17 protein-coding genes are annotated in these 16,645 nt (G+C 61.8%); 12 read left to right on the top strand and 5 right to left on the bottom strand.

From position 1 onward, the window contains the following. The 10 genes from urtE to M6D32_RS15050 all read left to right on the top strand — a co-directional run bounded on the left by urtE (position 1) and on the right by M6D32_RS15050 (position 8,342). Complete coding sequence (gene urtE, locus M6D32_RS15005) at positions 1 to 696, top strand: urea ABC transporter ATP-binding subunit UrtE (protein WP_298257483.1); 696 nt, start codon at positions 1 to 3, stop codon at positions 694 to 696. Between the two features lie 41 nt (positions 697 to 737). Further along, positions 738 to 1,574 (top strand): urease accessory protein UreD, encoded by an 837-nt coding sequence (locus tag M6D32_RS15010; RefSeq protein WP_298257485.1) that lies wholly within the window; start codon positions 738 to 740, stop codon positions 1,572 to 1,574. Between the two features lie 41 nt (positions 1,575 to 1,615). Next, positions 1,616 to 1,918 carry an urease subunit gamma gene (locus tag M6D32_RS15015; protein ID WP_298257487.1) on the top strand — a complete coding sequence of 101 codons (303 nt, stop codon included), beginning with the start codon at positions 1,616 to 1,618 and terminating at the stop codon, positions 1,916 to 1,918. A 95-nt stretch (positions 1,919 to 2,013) separates the two neighbouring features. Then, the gene (locus M6D32_RS15020) at positions 2,014 to 2,319 is read left to right on the top strand and encodes an urease subunit beta (protein WP_298257489.1); all 306 of its coding nucleotides are present in this window, start codon (positions 2,014 to 2,016) and stop codon (positions 2,317 to 2,319) included. A 27-nt stretch (positions 2,320 to 2,346) separates the two neighbouring features. Continuing rightward, positions 2,347 to 4,062 carry an urease subunit alpha gene (gene ureC, locus M6D32_RS15025; RefSeq protein ID WP_298257492.1) on the top strand — a complete coding sequence of 572 codons (1,716 nt, stop codon included), beginning with the start codon at positions 2,347 to 2,349 and terminating at the stop codon, positions 4,060 to 4,062. 48 nt (positions 4,063 to 4,110) lie between these two features. Then, positions 4,111 to 4,407 carry a putative quinol monooxygenase gene (locus M6D32_RS15030; protein ID WP_298257494.1) on the top strand — a complete coding sequence of 99 codons (297 nt, stop codon included), beginning with the start codon at positions 4,111 to 4,113 and terminating at the stop codon, positions 4,405 to 4,407. A gap of 12 nt (positions 4,408 to 4,419) precedes the next feature. Beyond that, positions 4,420 to 5,004: an urease accessory protein UreE gene (locus tag M6D32_RS15035; RefSeq protein ID WP_298257496.1), complete on the top strand. Its 585-nt coding sequence runs from the start codon at positions 4,420 to 4,422 to the stop codon at positions 5,002 to 5,004. Positions 5,005 to 5,116: 112 nt separating this feature from the next. Next, on the top strand, positions 5,117 to 5,770 hold the full coding sequence (locus tag M6D32_RS15040; RefSeq protein WP_298257607.1) for an urease accessory protein UreF: 654 nt from the start codon (positions 5,117 to 5,119) through the stop codon (positions 5,768 to 5,770). A gap of 33 nt (positions 5,771 to 5,803) precedes the next feature. Beyond that, complete coding sequence (ureG, locus tag M6D32_RS15045) at positions 5,804 to 6,427, top strand: urease accessory protein UreG (RefSeq protein ID WP_298257609.1); 624 nt, start codon at positions 5,804 to 5,806, stop codon at positions 6,425 to 6,427. A gap of 262 nt (positions 6,428 to 6,689) precedes the next feature. Further along, positions 6,690 to 8,342: an HWE histidine kinase domain-containing protein gene (locus tag M6D32_RS15050; RefSeq protein WP_298257611.1), complete on the top strand. Its 1,653-nt coding sequence runs from the start codon at positions 6,690 to 6,692 to the stop codon at positions 8,340 to 8,342. A gap of 87 nt (positions 8,343 to 8,429) precedes the next feature. Here the strand turns inward: M6D32_RS15050 and M6D32_RS15055 are convergent, their stop codons facing one another. Then, positions 8,430 to 8,975 (bottom strand): sigma-70 family RNA polymerase sigma factor, encoded by a 546-nt coding sequence (locus tag M6D32_RS15055; RefSeq protein WP_298257498.1) that lies wholly within the window; start codon positions 8,973 to 8,975, stop codon positions 8,430 to 8,432. Continuing rightward, positions 8,975 to 9,172 carry a NepR family anti-sigma factor gene (locus M6D32_RS15060; protein ID WP_298257500.1) on the bottom strand — a complete coding sequence of 66 codons (198 nt, stop codon included), beginning with the start codon at positions 9,170 to 9,172 and terminating at the stop codon, positions 8,975 to 8,977. The genes M6D32_RS15055 and M6D32_RS15060 overlap by 1 nt, the downstream gene beginning before the upstream one ends. Before the next feature lie 224 nt (positions 9,173 to 9,396). Here M6D32_RS15060 and M6D32_RS15065 point away from each other — a divergent pair, with 224 nt between their 5' ends. After that, positions 9,397 to 10,197, top strand: a complete 801-nt coding sequence (locus M6D32_RS15065) for a response regulator (protein WP_298257502.1) — start codon at positions 9,397 to 9,399, stop codon at positions 10,195 to 10,197. A gap of 96 nt (positions 10,198 to 10,293) precedes the next feature. Here the strand turns inward: M6D32_RS15065 and M6D32_RS15070 are convergent, their stop codons facing one another. Both M6D32_RS15070 and M6D32_RS15075 read right to left on the bottom strand, forming a co-directional pair. After that, the gene (locus tag M6D32_RS15070; protein ID WP_298257504.1) at positions 10,294 to 11,235 is read right to left on the bottom strand and encodes a hypothetical protein; all 942 of its coding nucleotides are present in this window, start codon (positions 11,233 to 11,235) and stop codon (positions 10,294 to 10,296) included. Positions 11,236 to 11,425: 190 nt separating this feature from the next. Continuing rightward, on the bottom strand, positions 11,426 to 11,770 hold the full coding sequence (locus tag M6D32_RS15075; RefSeq protein WP_298257507.1) for a hypothetical protein: 345 nt from the start codon (positions 11,768 to 11,770) through the stop codon (positions 11,426 to 11,428). Between the two features lie 334 nt (positions 11,771 to 12,104). Here M6D32_RS15075 and M6D32_RS15080 point away from each other — a divergent pair, with 334 nt between their 5' ends. Continuing rightward, positions 12,105 to 14,504, top strand: coding sequence for an EAL domain-containing protein (locus M6D32_RS15080; RefSeq protein WP_298257509.1), 2,400 nt, complete (start codon positions 12,105 to 12,107; stop codon positions 14,502 to 14,504). A 35-nt stretch (positions 14,505 to 14,539) separates the two neighbouring features. Here the strand turns inward: M6D32_RS15080 and ftsH are convergent, their stop codons facing one another. Then, positions 14,540 to 16,417 (bottom strand): ATP-dependent zinc metalloprotease FtsH, encoded by a 1,878-nt coding sequence (gene ftsH, locus M6D32_RS15085; protein ID WP_298257511.1) that lies wholly within the window; start codon positions 16,415 to 16,417, stop codon positions 14,540 to 14,542. Between the last annotated feature and the right edge of the window lie 228 nt (positions 16,418 to 16,645).

The following is a 16,645-nucleotide window of genomic DNA, read 5'->3' on the forward strand; positions in this document are numbered from 1 at the left end:
ATGCTGAAGGTCGACAACATCAATCTTTACTACGGCGCGGCGCAGGCGCTGCGCGGAGTCTCGATTTCGGCCGAGCCCGGCAAGGTAACCTGCGTGTTGGGGCGCAACGGCGTCGGCAAAACCAGCCTGTTGCGCGCGATGGTCGGCCAATATCCGATTTCGAGCGGATCGATCGTGTTCGACGGCGCCGACATCACCGCTCTCAAGCCCTATGAACGCGCGCGCAAGGGTATCGGCTTCGTGCCGCAGGGGCGCGAGATTTTTCCGCTGCTGACGGTGGAAGAGAACCTGAGAACCGGCTTCGGGCCGTTGAAACGCGAGGACCGCAACATACCCGACGACGTGTTCTCGCTGTTTCCGGTGCTGCAATCGATGCTCGGGCGCCGCGGCGGCGACCTTTCCGGTGGACAGCAGCAGCAACTGGCGATCGGCCGCGCACTGGTGATGCGGCCGAAGCTGTTGCTGCTCGACGAGCCGACCGAAGGTATCCAGCCGTCGATCATCAAGGATATCGGGCGCGCGATCACCTATCTGCGCAGCCTCGGCAACATCGCGATCGTGCTGGTCGAGCAATATCTCGACTTTGCCTGCGATCTCGGCGACAATTTTGCGGTCATGGACCGCGGCGCCGTGAAATATGCCTGTGATCGAGCCCATCTCGATCAAGGCGAAATCAGCCGTCAAATGGCCTTGTGAGCGGGCTCGACGAAGCCGCCGTTGGTGTAGGGTGAAGGCGGATGCAGATCGATACGACGGGCCAGAGCGCGGCGCTTTTTGCGGCCAACCGGGCCAGGGGCGTGGTGCGGTTCGATGTGGCTGATATCAACGGGGTGACCCGCCGCCGCGAACTGCACGAGGCAGGATCTTTGCGGGTGCGCTTTCCCTCGCCGGAAGATGACGGGCTTTCGGCCGTGCTGGTCAATACCGCGGGCGGTATCGCCGGCGGAGACCGCTTTGACATCGATATTGCAAGCAAGGCAGATGCGCGGCTGACCGTTACGACGGCCGCGGCGGAAAAGATCTACCGGGCGGAAGGGGCCGCGGCCGAACTGAATGTCACGCTCAAGGCCGAAGGCCGTTCGCGTCTCGCGTGGCTGCCGCAGGAGACGATACTGTTTGACCGGGCGCGAATCCGCCGCCGGTTCGAGATCGACTTGTCCGATGCCGCTTCGCTTCTGCTCTGCGAAATCGTCGTGTTCGGCCGCATCGCCATGGGCGAGCGAATTCGAACCGGGGAATTTGTCGACCATTGGCGGCTACGCCGTGGCAGCCGGCTGGTCTTCGCCGAAAATATCAGGCTCGGCGGCGATATCGGCAGCAAGCTCGCAAGTCCTGCGATCGCCAAGGGCGGTGTCGCGATCGGCACCGCGCTGATCGTGCCCGGCGACGATGCGCTGGTGGAGCGGATCCGCGAGATTTCGCAGACGTTCGGCGGCGAGGTTGGCATCTCCGCATGGAATGGATTTGCAATGGCGCGCTTCTGTGCCCAAGATGCGGCCCGGCTGCGCGCCGATATGATGGCGGTGCTCCGCCGTGCCAGCGGCTCGGCCTTGCCGCGGCTATGGCTCAACTAATCGGTGTGTTGGATCGGCTTTAAGACAATCAGAGTGCTCGCATGAATCTCTCTCCCCGCGAAAAGGACAAGCTGCTGATTTCCATGGCCGCGGTGGTGGCGCGGCGGCGCCTCGAACGCGGCGTCAAGCTCAATCACCCAGAAGCCGTGGCGATCATCTCGGATTTCATCGTCGAAGGCGCGCGCGACGGCCGCACGGTGGCCGAATTGATGCAGGCGGGTGCGCAGGTCCTCACCCGAGCGCAGGTGATGGATGGCATTCCGGAGATGATCCACGACATTCAGGTGGAAGCGACGTTTCCGGACGGCACCAAGCTTGTCACCGTGCATGAGCCGATCCGGTGACGTCAGTCATTCCGGGATGGCGCGAAGCGGCAGATGTCTCGAGATTCCGGGTTCAATGCTTTCGCAACGCCCCGGGATGACGGAGGAGAGAAACGATGATCCCCGGTGAACTCTTCATCAAGGCTGGCGAGATCGAGCTCAATGCCGGCCGCAAGACGGTGATGCTCTCGGTCGCCAATAGCGGCGACCGCCCGATTCAGGTTGGGTCGCACTACCATTTCTTCGAAACCAATCCGGCGCTGAAGTTCGATCGCAAAAAGGCGCGCGGCATGAGGCTCGATATCGCCGCCGGCACCGCCGTGCGGTTCGAGCCGGGCCAGACTCGCGAGGTGCAACTCGTTGCGCTGGCCGGCAAGAAGACCATCTACGGCTTCCGCGGCGACGTGATGGGCAAGCTTTAAGCATTTGGGAGTGTCGGGGGCCAGATCATGTCTGTGAAAATCAAGCGTTCCGTCTATGCCGACATGTTCGGCCCGACCACCGGCGACAAGGTACGGCTCGCCGACACCGATTTGATCATCGAGGTCGAGAAGGATTTCACGACCTATGGCGAAGAAGTGAAATTCGGCGGCGGCAAGGTGATCCGCGACGGCATGGGGCAGTCGCAGACGACCAACAAGCAGGGCGCGGCCGACACCGTCATCACCAACGCGCTGATCGTAGATCACTGGGGCATCGTCAAAGCCGATGTCGCGATCAAGGAAGGCATGATCTCAGCGATCGGCAAGGCGGGCAATCCCGATATTCAGCCGGGTGTGACGATCGTGATCGGTCCGGGCACCGACGTGATCGCGGGTGAAGGCAAGATCCTCACCGCCGGCGGCTTCGATAGCCACATCCATTTCATCTGCCCGCAGCAGATCGAGCACGCGCTGATGTCTGGCGTCACTTCGATGTTAGGGGGCGGCACCGGGCCATCACACGGCACCTACGCTACGACCTGTACGCCCGGCCCGTGGCACATCGCGCGGATGCTGCAGTCATTCGATGCGTTTCCGGTCAATCTCGGCATTTCCGGCAAGGGCAATGCGTCGCGCCCCGCCGCGCTGGTGGAAATGGTCAAAGCCGGCGCCTGTGCGCTGAAGCTGCACGAGGATTGGGGGACGACGCCGGCGGCAATCGACAACTGCCTTTCTGTTGCCGACGACTACGACGTCCAGGTGATGCTGCATTCGGATACGCTCAACGAATCCGGCTTCGTCGAGGATACGGTGAAGGCCTTCAAGGGCCGCACCATCCACGCCTTTCACACTGAAGGAGCCGGCGGCGGCCATGCGCCCGACATCATCAAGATTGCCGGGTTGAAGAACGTGCTGCCGTCGTCGACCAATCCGACGCGGCCGTTCACCCGCAACACCATCGATGAGCATCTCGACATGCTGATGGTGTGCCACCATCTCGACCCGTCGATTGCGGAAGATCTTGCCTTTGCCGAGAGCCGCATCCGCAAAGAGACGATCGCGGCCGAAGACATCCTGCACGATCTGGGCGCTCTCTCGATGATGTCGTCGGATTCGCAGGCCATGGGCCGGCTCGGCGAGGTCATCATCCGGACCTGGCAGACGGCCGACAAGATGAAGAAGCAGCGTGGCGCACTCCCGGAAGATAAAGGCAAGGACAACGACAATTTCCGCGTCAAGCGTTACATCGCAAAATACACTATCAACCCAGCGATCGCGCACGGCGTATCCAAATTGATCGGCTCGGTCGAGAAGGACAAGCTTGCCGATCTCGTGCTGTGGTCGCCGGCATTCTTCGGCGTGAAGCCGGAATGCATCATCAAGGGCGGCTCGATCGTGGCAGCGCCGATGGGCGACCCCAATGCCTCGATCCCGACGCCGCAGCCCGTGCATTACCAGCCGATGTTTGCCGCGTTCGGCAAATCGCTTACCGCGTCCTCCGTGGTCTTTGCGTCGAAGGCCGCCGTCACCGGAGGGCTCGCGCGCAAGCTCGGCACCGACAAGAAACTCTATGCAGTTCAAAATACCCGCGGCAAGATTTCGAAGAAGAGCATGATCCATAACGGCGCGACGCCGCACATCGAGGTCGACCCCGAAACCTATGAAGTGCGCGCGGACGGCGAGCTTCTGACCTGCGCGCCGGCTGAAGTGCTGCCGATGGCGCAGCGCTACTTCATGTTCTAAGGTCGGACGCTTGTGATCTGATTTTGAACGAGAACCGGGAGGACGTTCGTGATCTACGTTATTGCCACCACCCAGATGAAGCCGGAGGGGCGTGAGGCCTTTCTTGCGGGCCACAAGGCATGCATCGCCGAGACGCTGAAGGAAAAAGGCTGCCTGTCCTACGAGGGGCATATCAGCATTCATGATCCGAACGTCTATGTTGTCGTCGAGCGCTGGGAAGCCCGCGACGATCTCAATTCGCATGCGCGCGCGCCGCACATGAAGAAGTGGCGGGAGATATCGACGCCGTTGAAGGTCTCGACCGTGATCGAGATCCTTAGCGACGCCAAGGTCGAGAAGTTTTAGGGGAACTGAAGAATGATCCGCGCGACGCAGGTCAAGCCGCAGCATCGCTGGACGAACGCAGCCGCCGACACGGTCGTGCTCGATTTCGACGATCGCCACCGTCGGAGGTCGGCGATGACGGGCACGCGTGGACTGGAATTCCTGCTCGACCTCGAGAATGCGGTGGCCTTGCGCGGCGGCGATGCGCTGGTGCTCGACGATGGCCGGCTGGTCGAGGTGGTGGCGGCGCCGGAGCCGCTTCTGGAAATCCGCGGCCACGACCCGCAGCATCTTGTTCGCCTCGCCTGGCACCTGGGCAATCGTCATCTGCCGACGCAGATCATGGGACGGGGCTTGCGAATTCGCCGCGACCACGTCATCGAGGCGATGGTCAGGGGATTGGGCGCGCGGGTGGTCGAAATCGAAGCGCCGTTCGACCCGGAGGGCGGCGCCTATGCCGGTGACGGTCACGCGCGCGCGGCCCGTGAATCGCACGATCACATCGTGCACGGCCACCCGTCGCACGATCATCACCACGACCACGACCATCGCCATCCCGATGAACATTGTGGTCACGACCATCATCACGGCCATCCCCATGCTCATGAAGACAAATGAGCCGCCGCGCGATGGTCGGAGCGCGCCGGTCCAAGCTGCCACGGCGAACGAGCCGGCCGCGTCCAGTTCGTCCGGTCTATCCGAAAGCGAGGCCGCGGCGCTTTACCGGTTGATGACGTGGCTGTCGCCGTCGTTTCCGGTCGGCGCCTTCTCCTATTCGAGCGGCATCGAATGGGCGGTCGAGGCCGGCGACGTCACGGATGCTCGATCGCTTCGGCGCTGGCTCGGTTCCATGCTGGCGGACGGCCCCGGCGTTTGCGACGGCATCTTTCTGGCGCATGCGCACCGGGCCGCGGCGTCAGGCGATGACGCACGGCTCGCAGAAATCGCCGAACTTGCTTCTGCTTTTGTCGCCTCGCGTGAGCGCCACCTCGAAACTACGGCGCAGGGCAGGGCGTTCATCGAGATCGCGCGCGCCGCATGGAATTCCCCATCGCTCGATCGGCTGGTCACGGCTTGCGGGGCGGTTATCGTCTATCCAGTTGCGGTCGGTCTGGTCAGCGCCGCGCACGCGGTTCCGCTTGTGCCGACGGTTCATGCGTTTTTGCATGCGGTGGTCTCGAACTGGATATCGGCCGGCGCGCGCCTGGTTCCGCTCGGACAAACCAACAGCCAGCGTGTGCTGGCGGAGCTTGAGCCGGCCGTGTCGGCGGCCGCGAAGCGCGCGCTCGGGGCTTCGGTCGATGATCTCGGCAGCGCAACCTTTCGCGCCGATATCGCCGGCATGCGGCATGAGACCCAGTACACGCGCTTGTTCCGGTCATGATATATCGAGGGGCGGAATTTAAGGATGATCAAGATGCCTAGTTCACACGGTCCGCTTCGCGTCGGCATCGGAGGGCCGGTTGGGTCGGGGAAAACCGCGCTGATGGATCTGCTCTGCAAGGCGATGCGCGAGCGCTACGACATCGCGGCGATCACCAACGACATCTATACAAAATGGGATGCCGAATTTCTCGTTCGGTCGGGATCGCTGACGGCGGATCGAATCGCAGGCGTCGAGACCGGCGGCTGCCCGCATACCGCCATTCGCGAGGACGCCTCGATGAACCTGGCGGCGGTGGCTGATATGCGCGCCAGGTTTCCCGGTCTCGACGTGGTGCTGATCGAATCCGGCGGCGACAACCTCGCCGCCACCTTCTCGCCGGAACTGGCTGACCTCACCATCTACGTGATCGATGTGGCCGCCGGCGACAAAATCCCGTCCAAGGGCGGCCCAGGCATCACCCGTTCGGACCTTCTTGTGATCAACAAGATCGACCTCGCTCCTCATGTTGGCGCCTCGCTGGAAAAGATGGATACCGATGCCAAGCGGATGCGTGGCGAGCGGCCCTTCGTGATGACGAACCTGAAGAAGAGCGAGGGCCTGGATCGCATCGTCGGCTTCATCGAGGCCAAGGGCGGTCTTAAGGCGGCGAATTAAGGTTAGCGCCCCAATCAGCGGCAGCCCACGGAACAAAATCGGCTGGTGTCGGTTAACTTCCTTCGACGCATTAACCTGTTTTGCGTGGTAGTCAGTTTGCCCGCCGTGTTAGACCCCGTTCGCGAACCGTTGTTACAATCGATGAATACGGCTTCTGTCACCGGATGGTTGGCTCGCACAACGTTCGGGTTTTTGGACCTTGCGGCCCGCCGTCAGACAGCCATTCAATTTATTTGCCAACGCTTTCTGTTTGAGTGAACGAGTGGTTCGGCTGGGTCTCATCACCGGTTTTATCGCGCTGATCGGAGTTCTGCTCTCCGGCCTTGCGGCCTATCGCGTCCATGATCAGGAGCTGACGGTCGATGGCATCGCGCTGGCGCGGGCGATCGATGTTCATGCGAGCCTCGTCCAGGAGCGCTTGACGGAGCGCGAGCTGTTGGCGCGCGTGGCGTCAGGCCTCTTTCGTTCGCCGTCGGTGATCAAGGCCAATATGCTGCAGCCGCTGCGCTCGTCGATCTATGCCTTCAAGACCGATTTCTTGGTGGCGTCCTGGGTCGCGCGGCTCAAACCGGAAGAGCTTTCCGCCGCGCATACCGAACTTGCCAATGCAGGATTCACAAACCCGACCATCCGCGGTAACGGCAACGTGCCGCTGCAAGCCTCGAACCTCACCCAGCCGGTTGACGTCGTGATGGATGTCGAGCCGCGCAACGCGGACACGATGGGCTTTCCGGGCCGCAGCCTGAATCAGGATCCCATCCTCGGGCCAATGCTGGATCGCGCAATGTCCGATCTGACGCCAGTGGCGTCGGATCCGCTTCCGTTGTTGCGCAAGGATGGACCGGTCGGCGTCGTGCTCGCAGCACCGGTGCTCCAGGACAATGGCACGCAGCCTGCGGGATTCGTGACTTTCTCCTACGAGCTTGCTCCCTTGATGCTGACCAACAACGACCTGTCGCTGTTCTCGGTGGCGCTGAAGGATCCGCGCCGCGACAACAGCGAATTGATCGCAACCGAGCGGGGCAACGTCGTCTCGCGACCGCTCGCCTCGCAAGGCCCGATCTTTGTCCGCAAGGTCTTCTTTGGCGGGCAGGACTGGACGCTGACTTACCATGCCAAGACCAACACCATGAACCGCGCCATGCAGACGGCGGCGATCGTGGCGGCGATCGGTCTTGCGCTGACCGCGATCGTCTGCGGTCTGTTCGGTTACGTCGCCTATAACAACTTGCGCCTTAGTCGTGAAATCCAGGTGCGGATCGGCTTCGAGCGGCGCCTGACCGCGGTCATCGATGAGCTGAACCATCGCGTCAAGAACATTCTCGCGGTGATCCAGTCGATCGTGACGCGAACCCTTCGTCACGGTTCGGATATCGATACCGCACGCGAACTGCTGATCGGCCGGATTCACGCGATGTCGAACGTGGTTTCGCTGCTGAGCGAAAGCCAGTGGCAGGGCGTCGACCTGAAGGGGTTGTTCGAAGCGCGCGCGATGCCGCATGCCGACCGGATTGCCATTTCCGGCCCGGAGATCGTCGTCAGCGCTCGCGCCGCGCAGTCGTTGTCGCTGTTGTTCTTTGAGCTGGCGTCACATTCCGACGAGGGTCTTTCCCTGGTCGGCAAGCATCCGCACATCGTTGCGCATTGGGAAATCACCGGCGAAGGGCCGGAGAGCGTGTTTCATTTCCGCTGGGAAGAATTCAATACCAGTGAGGCAACGCGCCGCCCGGACAGCGATTTCGGCCTCATCCTGCTCGACCGCGTGGCGCCCGAAGCGCTCGGTGGAACGTCCAAGCGATATTTCACCGAGGTGAGCTACGTCTACGAATTGACGGCGCCGATGGAGACCGTTGTCGACATGTCGGAAAGAGGCCGGACCGAGCAGCTTTCAGCGCCGCTCAAGCCGATGCGCTAGCAGTCAAAAAACTCATTCCGATCCGGTGCTGACCGCCACCCCGGAATGTCGATATCCGCTGACGACAAGTGTTAGTGACGACAAGCGCTAGCCGCTGCCGCCAATCACGGCGCGTACGGTCTCGTCAGGACCAAAATCCTCGGCACCGTCGACATAGAGCAACGCCGAGAGTTTTGAGCGAGCCCGATTAACCCGGCTCTTGATGGTGCCAACCGCGCAACCGCAGATCGCCGCCGCGTCTTCGTAGGAGAAGCCGGACGCGCCGACCAGTATCAACGCTTCGCGCTGATCCTGCGGCAACTTGTCGAGCGCAGCGCGGAATTCCTCGAACTCCAGATGAGCGCTTTGCGCCGGCTGCGTCTTCAGCGTCTTCGCATAACTGCCCTCGGCGTCCTCGACTTCGCGCCGCCGCTTCCGGTAGTCCGACCGGAACAGGTTGCGAAGAATCGTGAACAGCCACGCCGGCAGGTTCGAGCCCGGCTGGAAAGAATCGATGTTGGCGAGCGCGCGCAGCAACGTCTCCTGCACGAGGTCGTCGGCACGGTCACCGTTACCGGAGAGTGAAATTGCAAAGGCGCGCAGACTAGGTACCGACGCCAGGATGTCGTCGCGAAGTTGATCGGTGAGAGGCATTATTCCCCTCCGTCATTTTTTTCGCCCGCATTTCCCAATTGGGGGCTGCCCTCGGGAACATCAAGCCTGCGGATCAAGTCTACAAAACGGTCGGGGACGCCCTGGCGAACGACATCATCGTACATGGCGCGCAGCTGGTGGCCGATTCTGGACTGAATCTCGGCATTCAGCCCGCCTTGTTTTTTTGCTTCCTTCATGTCCTGTCCCGCGCTCCCCCGAGTGTTAAGCTTTTGTATTTTCACGGCTAATCCTCGAAATCACTGAAGCGTTCGCCTTCTCTGCCAAAGGCCTAATTCCAACTCCGCATAAAAGTTCCTTAAAGAGTGGGAACTTTTCGTTTGTCCAAGCGTAGGTGTCGGACGTGGGGAGTGTCGGGTCGACCCCCATCACGAAGGTTCGACCCAGGAAAGATGGAGTGGGGATGTCCCGTTCACAGCTTGTTGCCGAACACTTACCGTTGCTGCGCCGCTATGCTCGTGCGTTGACCGGAAATCAAGCCTCGGGCGACGCGTATGTTGGCGCCATGCTTGAGGCCCTGCTTCAGGACCAGTCTTTGCTCGACGAAAGCCACGGCGCGCGCGCCGGGCTCTTCCGGCTGTTCACGCAGATCTGGAATTCGGTCGCAATCAACGAAGATCCCGATGTCGCGACCTTGCCGATGCCACCGGAGCGACGGCTTTCAAACATCACGCCTCTGCCGCGGCAGGCTTTCCTGCTGCTGTCGCTGGAAGGTTTTTCCGAGGAGGAAGTCGCCTTCGTACTCGGCGTCGATGTGGCAGAGGCCCGCAAGCTCGCCGATACGGCCGGACGCGAAATGGCGGCCGAGATCGCTACCGATGTGCTGATTATCGAAGATGAAACCTTCATCGCGATGGATCTCGAGAGCCTCGTGAAGAATCTTGGCCATCACGTCATCGGCGTTGCCCGCACCCACACTGATGCGGTGGCGCTGGCCAAGAACAAGCGGCCGGGCCTGATTCTCGCCGACATTCAGCTCGCCGACGGCAGTTCGGGTCTCGACGCCGTCAACGAACTGTTGCGCACCTTCGAAGTGCCGGTGGTGTTCATCACCGCTTATCCCGAGCGCTTCCTGACCGGTGAACGGCCGGAGCCGGCGTTCCTGATTTCGAAGCCGTTCCAGCCGGCGATGGTTTCTGCGGTCGCGAGCCAGGCGCTGTTCTTCCAGCGCAACTCACGCAACCGTTCTCCCAAGGTGGCCTGATAAGAACTAACGATCCAAGGAAGGCAAGGCGGACGGACGCGCCAGAAGCGCGTCCGTTTTCGTGTGCGACCGATCGATTAGCTTACATGGATTGGCTTACTTCCGCGCGGAATGGCGTCCGACCAGAAGCAGGATCCCACCGATCTGCGGCAGCAGCGCCAGCAGGACAAGCCGAAGCATGGCGAAATCTTCCATGGTCGGCCGCAGCATGCCGCCGGAAACCCATGTCACCAGCTTGATGGCTGCGTCGCTCTGGGGGTCGGCGGTTCGCCCGACCGCGGCCGCCGCAGCATCGAGCATCTGGCGGCGCTCGACCACGGCGGCTTCGCGCTCGCGGCAGAACTTGCCGACACCGCTTTTGCATTCACGGTCGCGGGCGGTCATGGCGTCGGTTAGCGCCGCCTGCGCGTTCGCGATCGCCGGTGTGACACGCGATGCACGCGCCATCGTCACGTCGCTGATATTGATGGATGCAAAGCCGATCCCCGCCGTGACCGCGAACACGAATGTCATGAGCCAGACGGCCCAGCCGACCGCCGCCGTCGCGCGCTGACCCGTTTGCCACAGGGAAGCGGCACAGGACGGCATCACCAGGGCGACCAGATCGGCGGCGACCCCAACGGCGAGGAAAAGCCATCCCGCGATATCGCTCGAACCCAACGAGCGTGCAAACCAGCCGTTGATCGTGAGGCCGACACTTGCCAGCGCAAGCGCGGCGATCGATAGCAGAACCGGCGCAAACTGTCTGCGCGGCGTTGGTGCGGCTTCGTCCGGCGGGCCTGCAGCCATCGATGGCGGGGCCACTGGCGGCTCAGCATCCACGTCGTTTGCTGGCAGGAATTCCGGCGGGATCAAGAACTCCGCCGGCAACAATGATGCGGATGACGAAGATTCGGCCTCACCAATGGCAAGTGCTGCGGCCTTCGCCGCTCGCTTGCGCGGGCGGTTGGTCCTGGCGCGTCCGGATCCTTTTCTGTTGCGCTTTTTCAGCGGCGCATGGCGAAGAGGAATCACTGAAGCAAGGGTGTCGTCAGCCATGGAACCGCTCCTGCCGGTTGCAATGGAAAGGCGCAAGCGAGTCGTGCCGCCGCGCCGACACCTAAAGTCAAGAGTGAGTCATCGTCTAGGAAAGAGGCGCAACACTTGCAAATTCATTTTCGCGGTCGTTCATTTTAGGCCGCTTCGCGCGTTTTCGGGGACAGAAAACGGTGGAAAACGCGCCTGGAATTCATCGAGGCTTTTTGGAACCAGATTTCATCTCGTCTTGCATCTGGATGCAGGTGAGAAGATCGAGATAACTCGTCGTGCCTAACAAGCGGGCGTCGGATTGGCATCGGTTTCGTATTGCGGCGGAGGTCGATGCCCAGACGCCAACGAGCTGCTCTTTTGCGGTCTGCTCGTCGTGCTCGCAGTCCGCACGGCTCTGCGCCGGAGTTGAGCGCAACAACCTGGCGTCGACCTCCCTCGACTGACAGATCGCCTTGACGTTCAGCTTTGGCTCCCGGCCGAACGAGGGCGACGCAACGAGGGTGAGCAACACGGCGAAAGCGAGCGACGCTGGAGGCTCTTTCATTTCAACCCCTCATGTATGAGGAATCCAGGAGAACCGGCCGGCGGCTTTTCGGTTCCGCTGGCGACGAAAACGCCGGCAGCGGCGAGCGATGGTTTAAAGATTCCTAACCTGGCGAGCGGGGACGTGCCGCATCGCCCTGGAAAACGAACGATTGGTCTTGGTACGAAGTAAATGTCGCGTGTCATAAACCGGATCGACGGCCAAATTCGCCCGTTTCGCTTCAAATTCTAGTGTTTCCTCGAGAACGGTAGCATTGCATCTACGATGCAACCCCTCCCGAAAGGTCTCCTTAAGTCATTTGACCGATCATCCGCCGCCCAAGAGAGGATGGCAGATGAGTGAGCTATCGCAGTTCTGGCGATTTGTACGGTCGCGATCCGGCCGTGGTTTTCTCGTGCACCTGGCCATTTGCGCGGCACTGTCGGTCGGGGTCGGTTGCAGCTACTACTATCTGAGCCTCAACTGGTTCATGCAGCACAAGAGCAGCGAAAAGATCACGGCGCTTCAGCTGGTCGACGCCTTTGTCACCAACTACTCGGCCATCCGATCGCAGTTCGGAGATGCCGCACCCGTCCCAGCCTCGTTTCGCGCGCATGCGATCGCGGCGTTCAACAAGCAGAACCGCGACAATTCCGAATTTCGCCTGGCTTCGGTTGGCCGGCCCGGCCGCGAGATCGTAACGGCTCCGACTGACGCCCGCATGGCCGAAGTCATCGAGAAGCTCGCAAACAGCTCAAATCCAAAGCCCGTTTCGGAAATGCTTGACGCGAACGGCGCTCGGGTGTTCCGCACCATCTATCCGAGCCTTGCGCAGGAGCAGAGCTGCGTGAGCTGCCACAACTCCCTCCAGCCTGACCAGGCGCAGTGGCATCTCCACGATATGATGGGAGCTTTCGTCATCGATGTTCCGGTGTCGGCTTTCCTTCATACGATCCTGTGGCAGGGCATCGGCATCGGATTGGGCCTGTTCCTGGCTCTTGCGCTGGCAGGCCTGACGATCTCCCTGATTCATTTCCACCAGCTTGAAGCGCTCGATGCGTCCGCGGCAAAACTCGGCCGCACCCAGAAATTCCTCGACACCATCATCGAGAACATGCCGGTTGCGGTTGCGGTCAAGGATGCCCGCGATCGGTGCTACATTCTCATCAACCGGACCGCAGAGGCAATTTTCGGAATCTCGCGCGGCGATTTGATCGGCAGAAATTCGCACGACGACAAGGAGACGGCGGAGACGCTGTTTCCGCTCGCGGACGAGGCGTTGCACACAAGAGAGCTGCAGACCATTGCCGAGCAAACGGTCCACACGCCCCACAATGGCGCGCGCATCCTGACAACGCGGAATCTTTCGATACCGGACGAGACCGGTGAGCAGCGTTATCTCTTGAGCCTTGCGGAAGATATCACGGAGCGCAAGGAGGCGCAGGCCCGCATCGAGCACATGGCGCATCATGATGCCTTGACGGACTTGCCCAACCGCGCCGCGTTCACGGAGCGCCTCGCCCGCGCCATCGATGCGGCGAGCGCGGGTAGGGAATCGTTTGCGGTGCTGAGCCTCGATCTCGACCGCTTCAAGGAGATCAACGATACATTTGGCCACGCGATTGGCGACGATTTGCTGCGCGAGCTGGCTTCCCAGCTGAGCGCCCTGGCCGGCGAGGCTTATCTCGCGCGGCTGGGCGGCGACGAATTCTGCATGATCACGCCGACCGGCGATCAGCCGGCGCTTGCCGAAAGCCTTGCCAGACGCATGCATTCGGCCACTGCCATCGACCGCGAACTGGGCGGCGAGCATCTGCGCGTCGGCATCAGCGTCGGAATTGCGATTTTTCCCGCCGATGGATCAGACGCAACGACGCTCCTCAACAATGCCGATGCCGCTCTTTACCGCGCCAAGGCCGCCGGCCGCGGCAAGACGCGCTTTTTCGAAATCGAAATGGACAACAAGCTCCGCGAGCGCAGGGCGATCCAGCACGAACTCGCTACCGCGATCGAGCAAAACCATCTCCGTCTGCACTATCAGCCGCTCGCCAAGATCGATGGCGAGGTGGTCGGCTTCGAGGCGCTGATTCGCTGGCACAACCCGGCGCGCGGCATGGTCTCGCCCGGGACCTTCATTCCGGTTGCCGAGGAAAGCGGCCTGATCATGCGGATCGGCGAATGGGTGCTTCGCGAAGCCTGCCGCGAAGCGGCGGGTTGGGCCCACCCGCTCCACATCGCTGTCAACCTGTCGCCAATTCAATTCCGCCACGGCGATCTCCCGGGACTGGTCCATGCGGTGCTGCTGGAAACCGGCCTTGCGTCGAACCGGCTCGAACTCGAGATCACCGAGGGCGTCATGATGGAGGATTTCGGCCGAAGCCTCTCGATCCTGCGCCGCTTAAAGGCTCTTGGCGTCCGTATTGCGATGGACGACTTCGGCACGGGCTACTCATCGTTGTCCTATCTGCAATCGTTTCCGTTCGACAAGATCAAGATCGATCAGTCGTTCATTTCCAACGTCAAAAGCAATCCGCAATCGGCGGCGATCGTGCGCGCCGTCATCGGCCTCGCGCACGGACTCAATCTGCCGGTGCTGGCGGAAGGGGTCGAGACCAGGGATCAGCTCGAGTTTCTCGCAGCCGAATCCTGTAACGAAGTGCAGGGCTATCTGATGGGACGGCCGCACCCGATCCTGGAATATTCGAAGCTCGTCGGCCGCCCCGACGCTGCGGCAGAACAACAGCTCATCGCCTGATCGCCGGCCGAAGCGCCGCGATCCGTCTGACCCCATCAGGGCCGAGTTGAGGCGAAACGGGGCTTCTCCCTGTCGCTGGCATCTGCGCCGGTTGCCGCGGCGACGGCTGTGATCTGCGACCGGAGCGTCACGATGTCCTCGTCTTCAAGCGTCTCTTGTTGCAGCAGCAGCGCCGCCGTTTTTTCATGGAGCGCGCGGTTGGCGGTGACGATCGCAACGGCCCGTTCCAGGGCGCGTCCGACCAGGTCGCGGACAGCATGGTCGATCAGCCGCTCCGTCTCGTCGCTTAGCTCGCGGCCCTGGCCGCTGCGAGGGTCCTGGCTTGCGAACATCGGCGGACGCTCGCGGTCGTAGGCGACGTGGCCGAGCTTCTGGTCCATTCCATAGCGCAACACCATGCTTCGCGCCGTGTCGGTTGCCTTCACGAGATCGTCGGCGGCGCCGGTCGACAGATGATGGAAGAACACCAGCTCGGCGGCGCGGCCGGCCAGCAGGACCGCCATGCGGTTGTCGAGTTCTTGTTGGGTCATCAGGAAACGGTCCTCGGTGGGACGCTGGATGGTGTAGCCGAGCGCGCCGATGCCGCGGGGGATGATCGATACCTTGTGGACCGGGTCCTGGCCGGGCAGGCTCATCGCCACGATGGCGTGACCGAGTTCATGATAGGCAACGATCTGCCGCTCCTTCGGGATCAGGATTCGGTTTCTTTTTTCAAGGCCGGCCACGATCCGCTCGACCGCTGCGGTGAAGTCGCGAAGCTCGACGCTGTCGGCGCGCCGCCGCGTCGCGAGCAGCGCCGCCTCATTGACGAGATTGGCGAGATCGGCGCCGGTGAAACCTGGAGTGAGTTCCGCAACCTTTTCAGGGTCGGCGTTGGTCGCGAGCACGGCCCTCTTCATATGGACCCTTAATATGGCGATGCGGCCCTTCTTGTCCGGACGGTCGACCAGAACCTGGCGGTCGAAGCGTCCGGCCCGCAGCAAGGCGGGATCGAGAATTTCGGGCCGGTTGGTTGCACCTATGAGGATGACGCCGATCGACTGATCGAAGCCGTCCAGCTCCACCAGTAGCTGATTGAGCGTCTGCTCCTTCTCGGCGTGACTGCCGAATGCATAGGCTCCGCGGACCCCACCGAGCGCATCGAGCTCGTCGATGAAGATGATCGCCGGCGCTTCCTTGCGGGCCTGCTCGAACAGGTCTCGCACCCTGGCGGCACCGACGCCGACAAACATCTCGATGAATTCGGAACCGGAAATCGAAAAAAACTTGACACCGGCCTCTCCGGCGACGGCGCGCGCCAGCAGGGTCTTGCCCGTACCGGGCGGGCCCACGAGCAGCACGCCCTTAGGCACCCGGGCTCCCAGCCTGCCATAGGTCTTGGAATCGCGCAGGAAGTCGACAACTTCCTTCAGCTCTTCCTTGGCCTCGTCGACGCCCGCGACGTCGGCGAAAGTGACCTTGGTATCCTTCTCGACGTAGATCTTGGCGCGGCTCTTGCCGATCGACATCAGTCCGCCGCCGCCCTGCCGCGCGAAGCGCCTTACGAACAGCATCCAGACGCCGAAGAACAGCAGCGTCGGGACGATCCAGGACAGAATGTCCGGCAGCCAGGTGTTCGGCGCCTCGCCGAAATAGGTCACCTTGTGCTTTTCGAGCTCGCCCGCCAAAGTCGGGTCGACCCGGGTCGTGTCGAAGCGCTTGTTGCCCTTCTTGTCCGGCTGCTTGAGAATTCCCTCGATCTTGTTTTGCGCGACCCAGACCTTGTCGATCTTGTTCGCATTGAGAAGTGCCTGAAACTCGCTGTAGGGAATCGCCGTGGTTTGCTTGCTCGCCTGATAGAAGGTTTGCAGCAGCGAGATCGCGATGAACGTGGCGATGATGTACCAGATGCTGATCTTGGTTCGCGGTTCCATCTCGTTTGCCTTTCAGCCTCTCACCTGAAAGATCGAGCACCGATAATCTCGCGAGCTCGCTCAACGGCGTCCCGACCGCGCCTCTGGCTCGGGAAACAACCCGACGCAACAACCGGCTAATGGGGCGTATGTTGCATGCGCCGTGTCATTCAAGCCGAGGCTGGGTGGAAAATTTGCCTTTGGCCGCGTGCAGGCGAAAGCGGTAGCGATCCTCGCTGTAATCGCGAG

This window comes from Bradyrhizobium sp., from assembly GCF_027307225.1.
GTDB lineage: Bacteria > Pseudomonadota > Alphaproteobacteria > Rhizobiales > Xanthobacteraceae > Bradyrhizobium.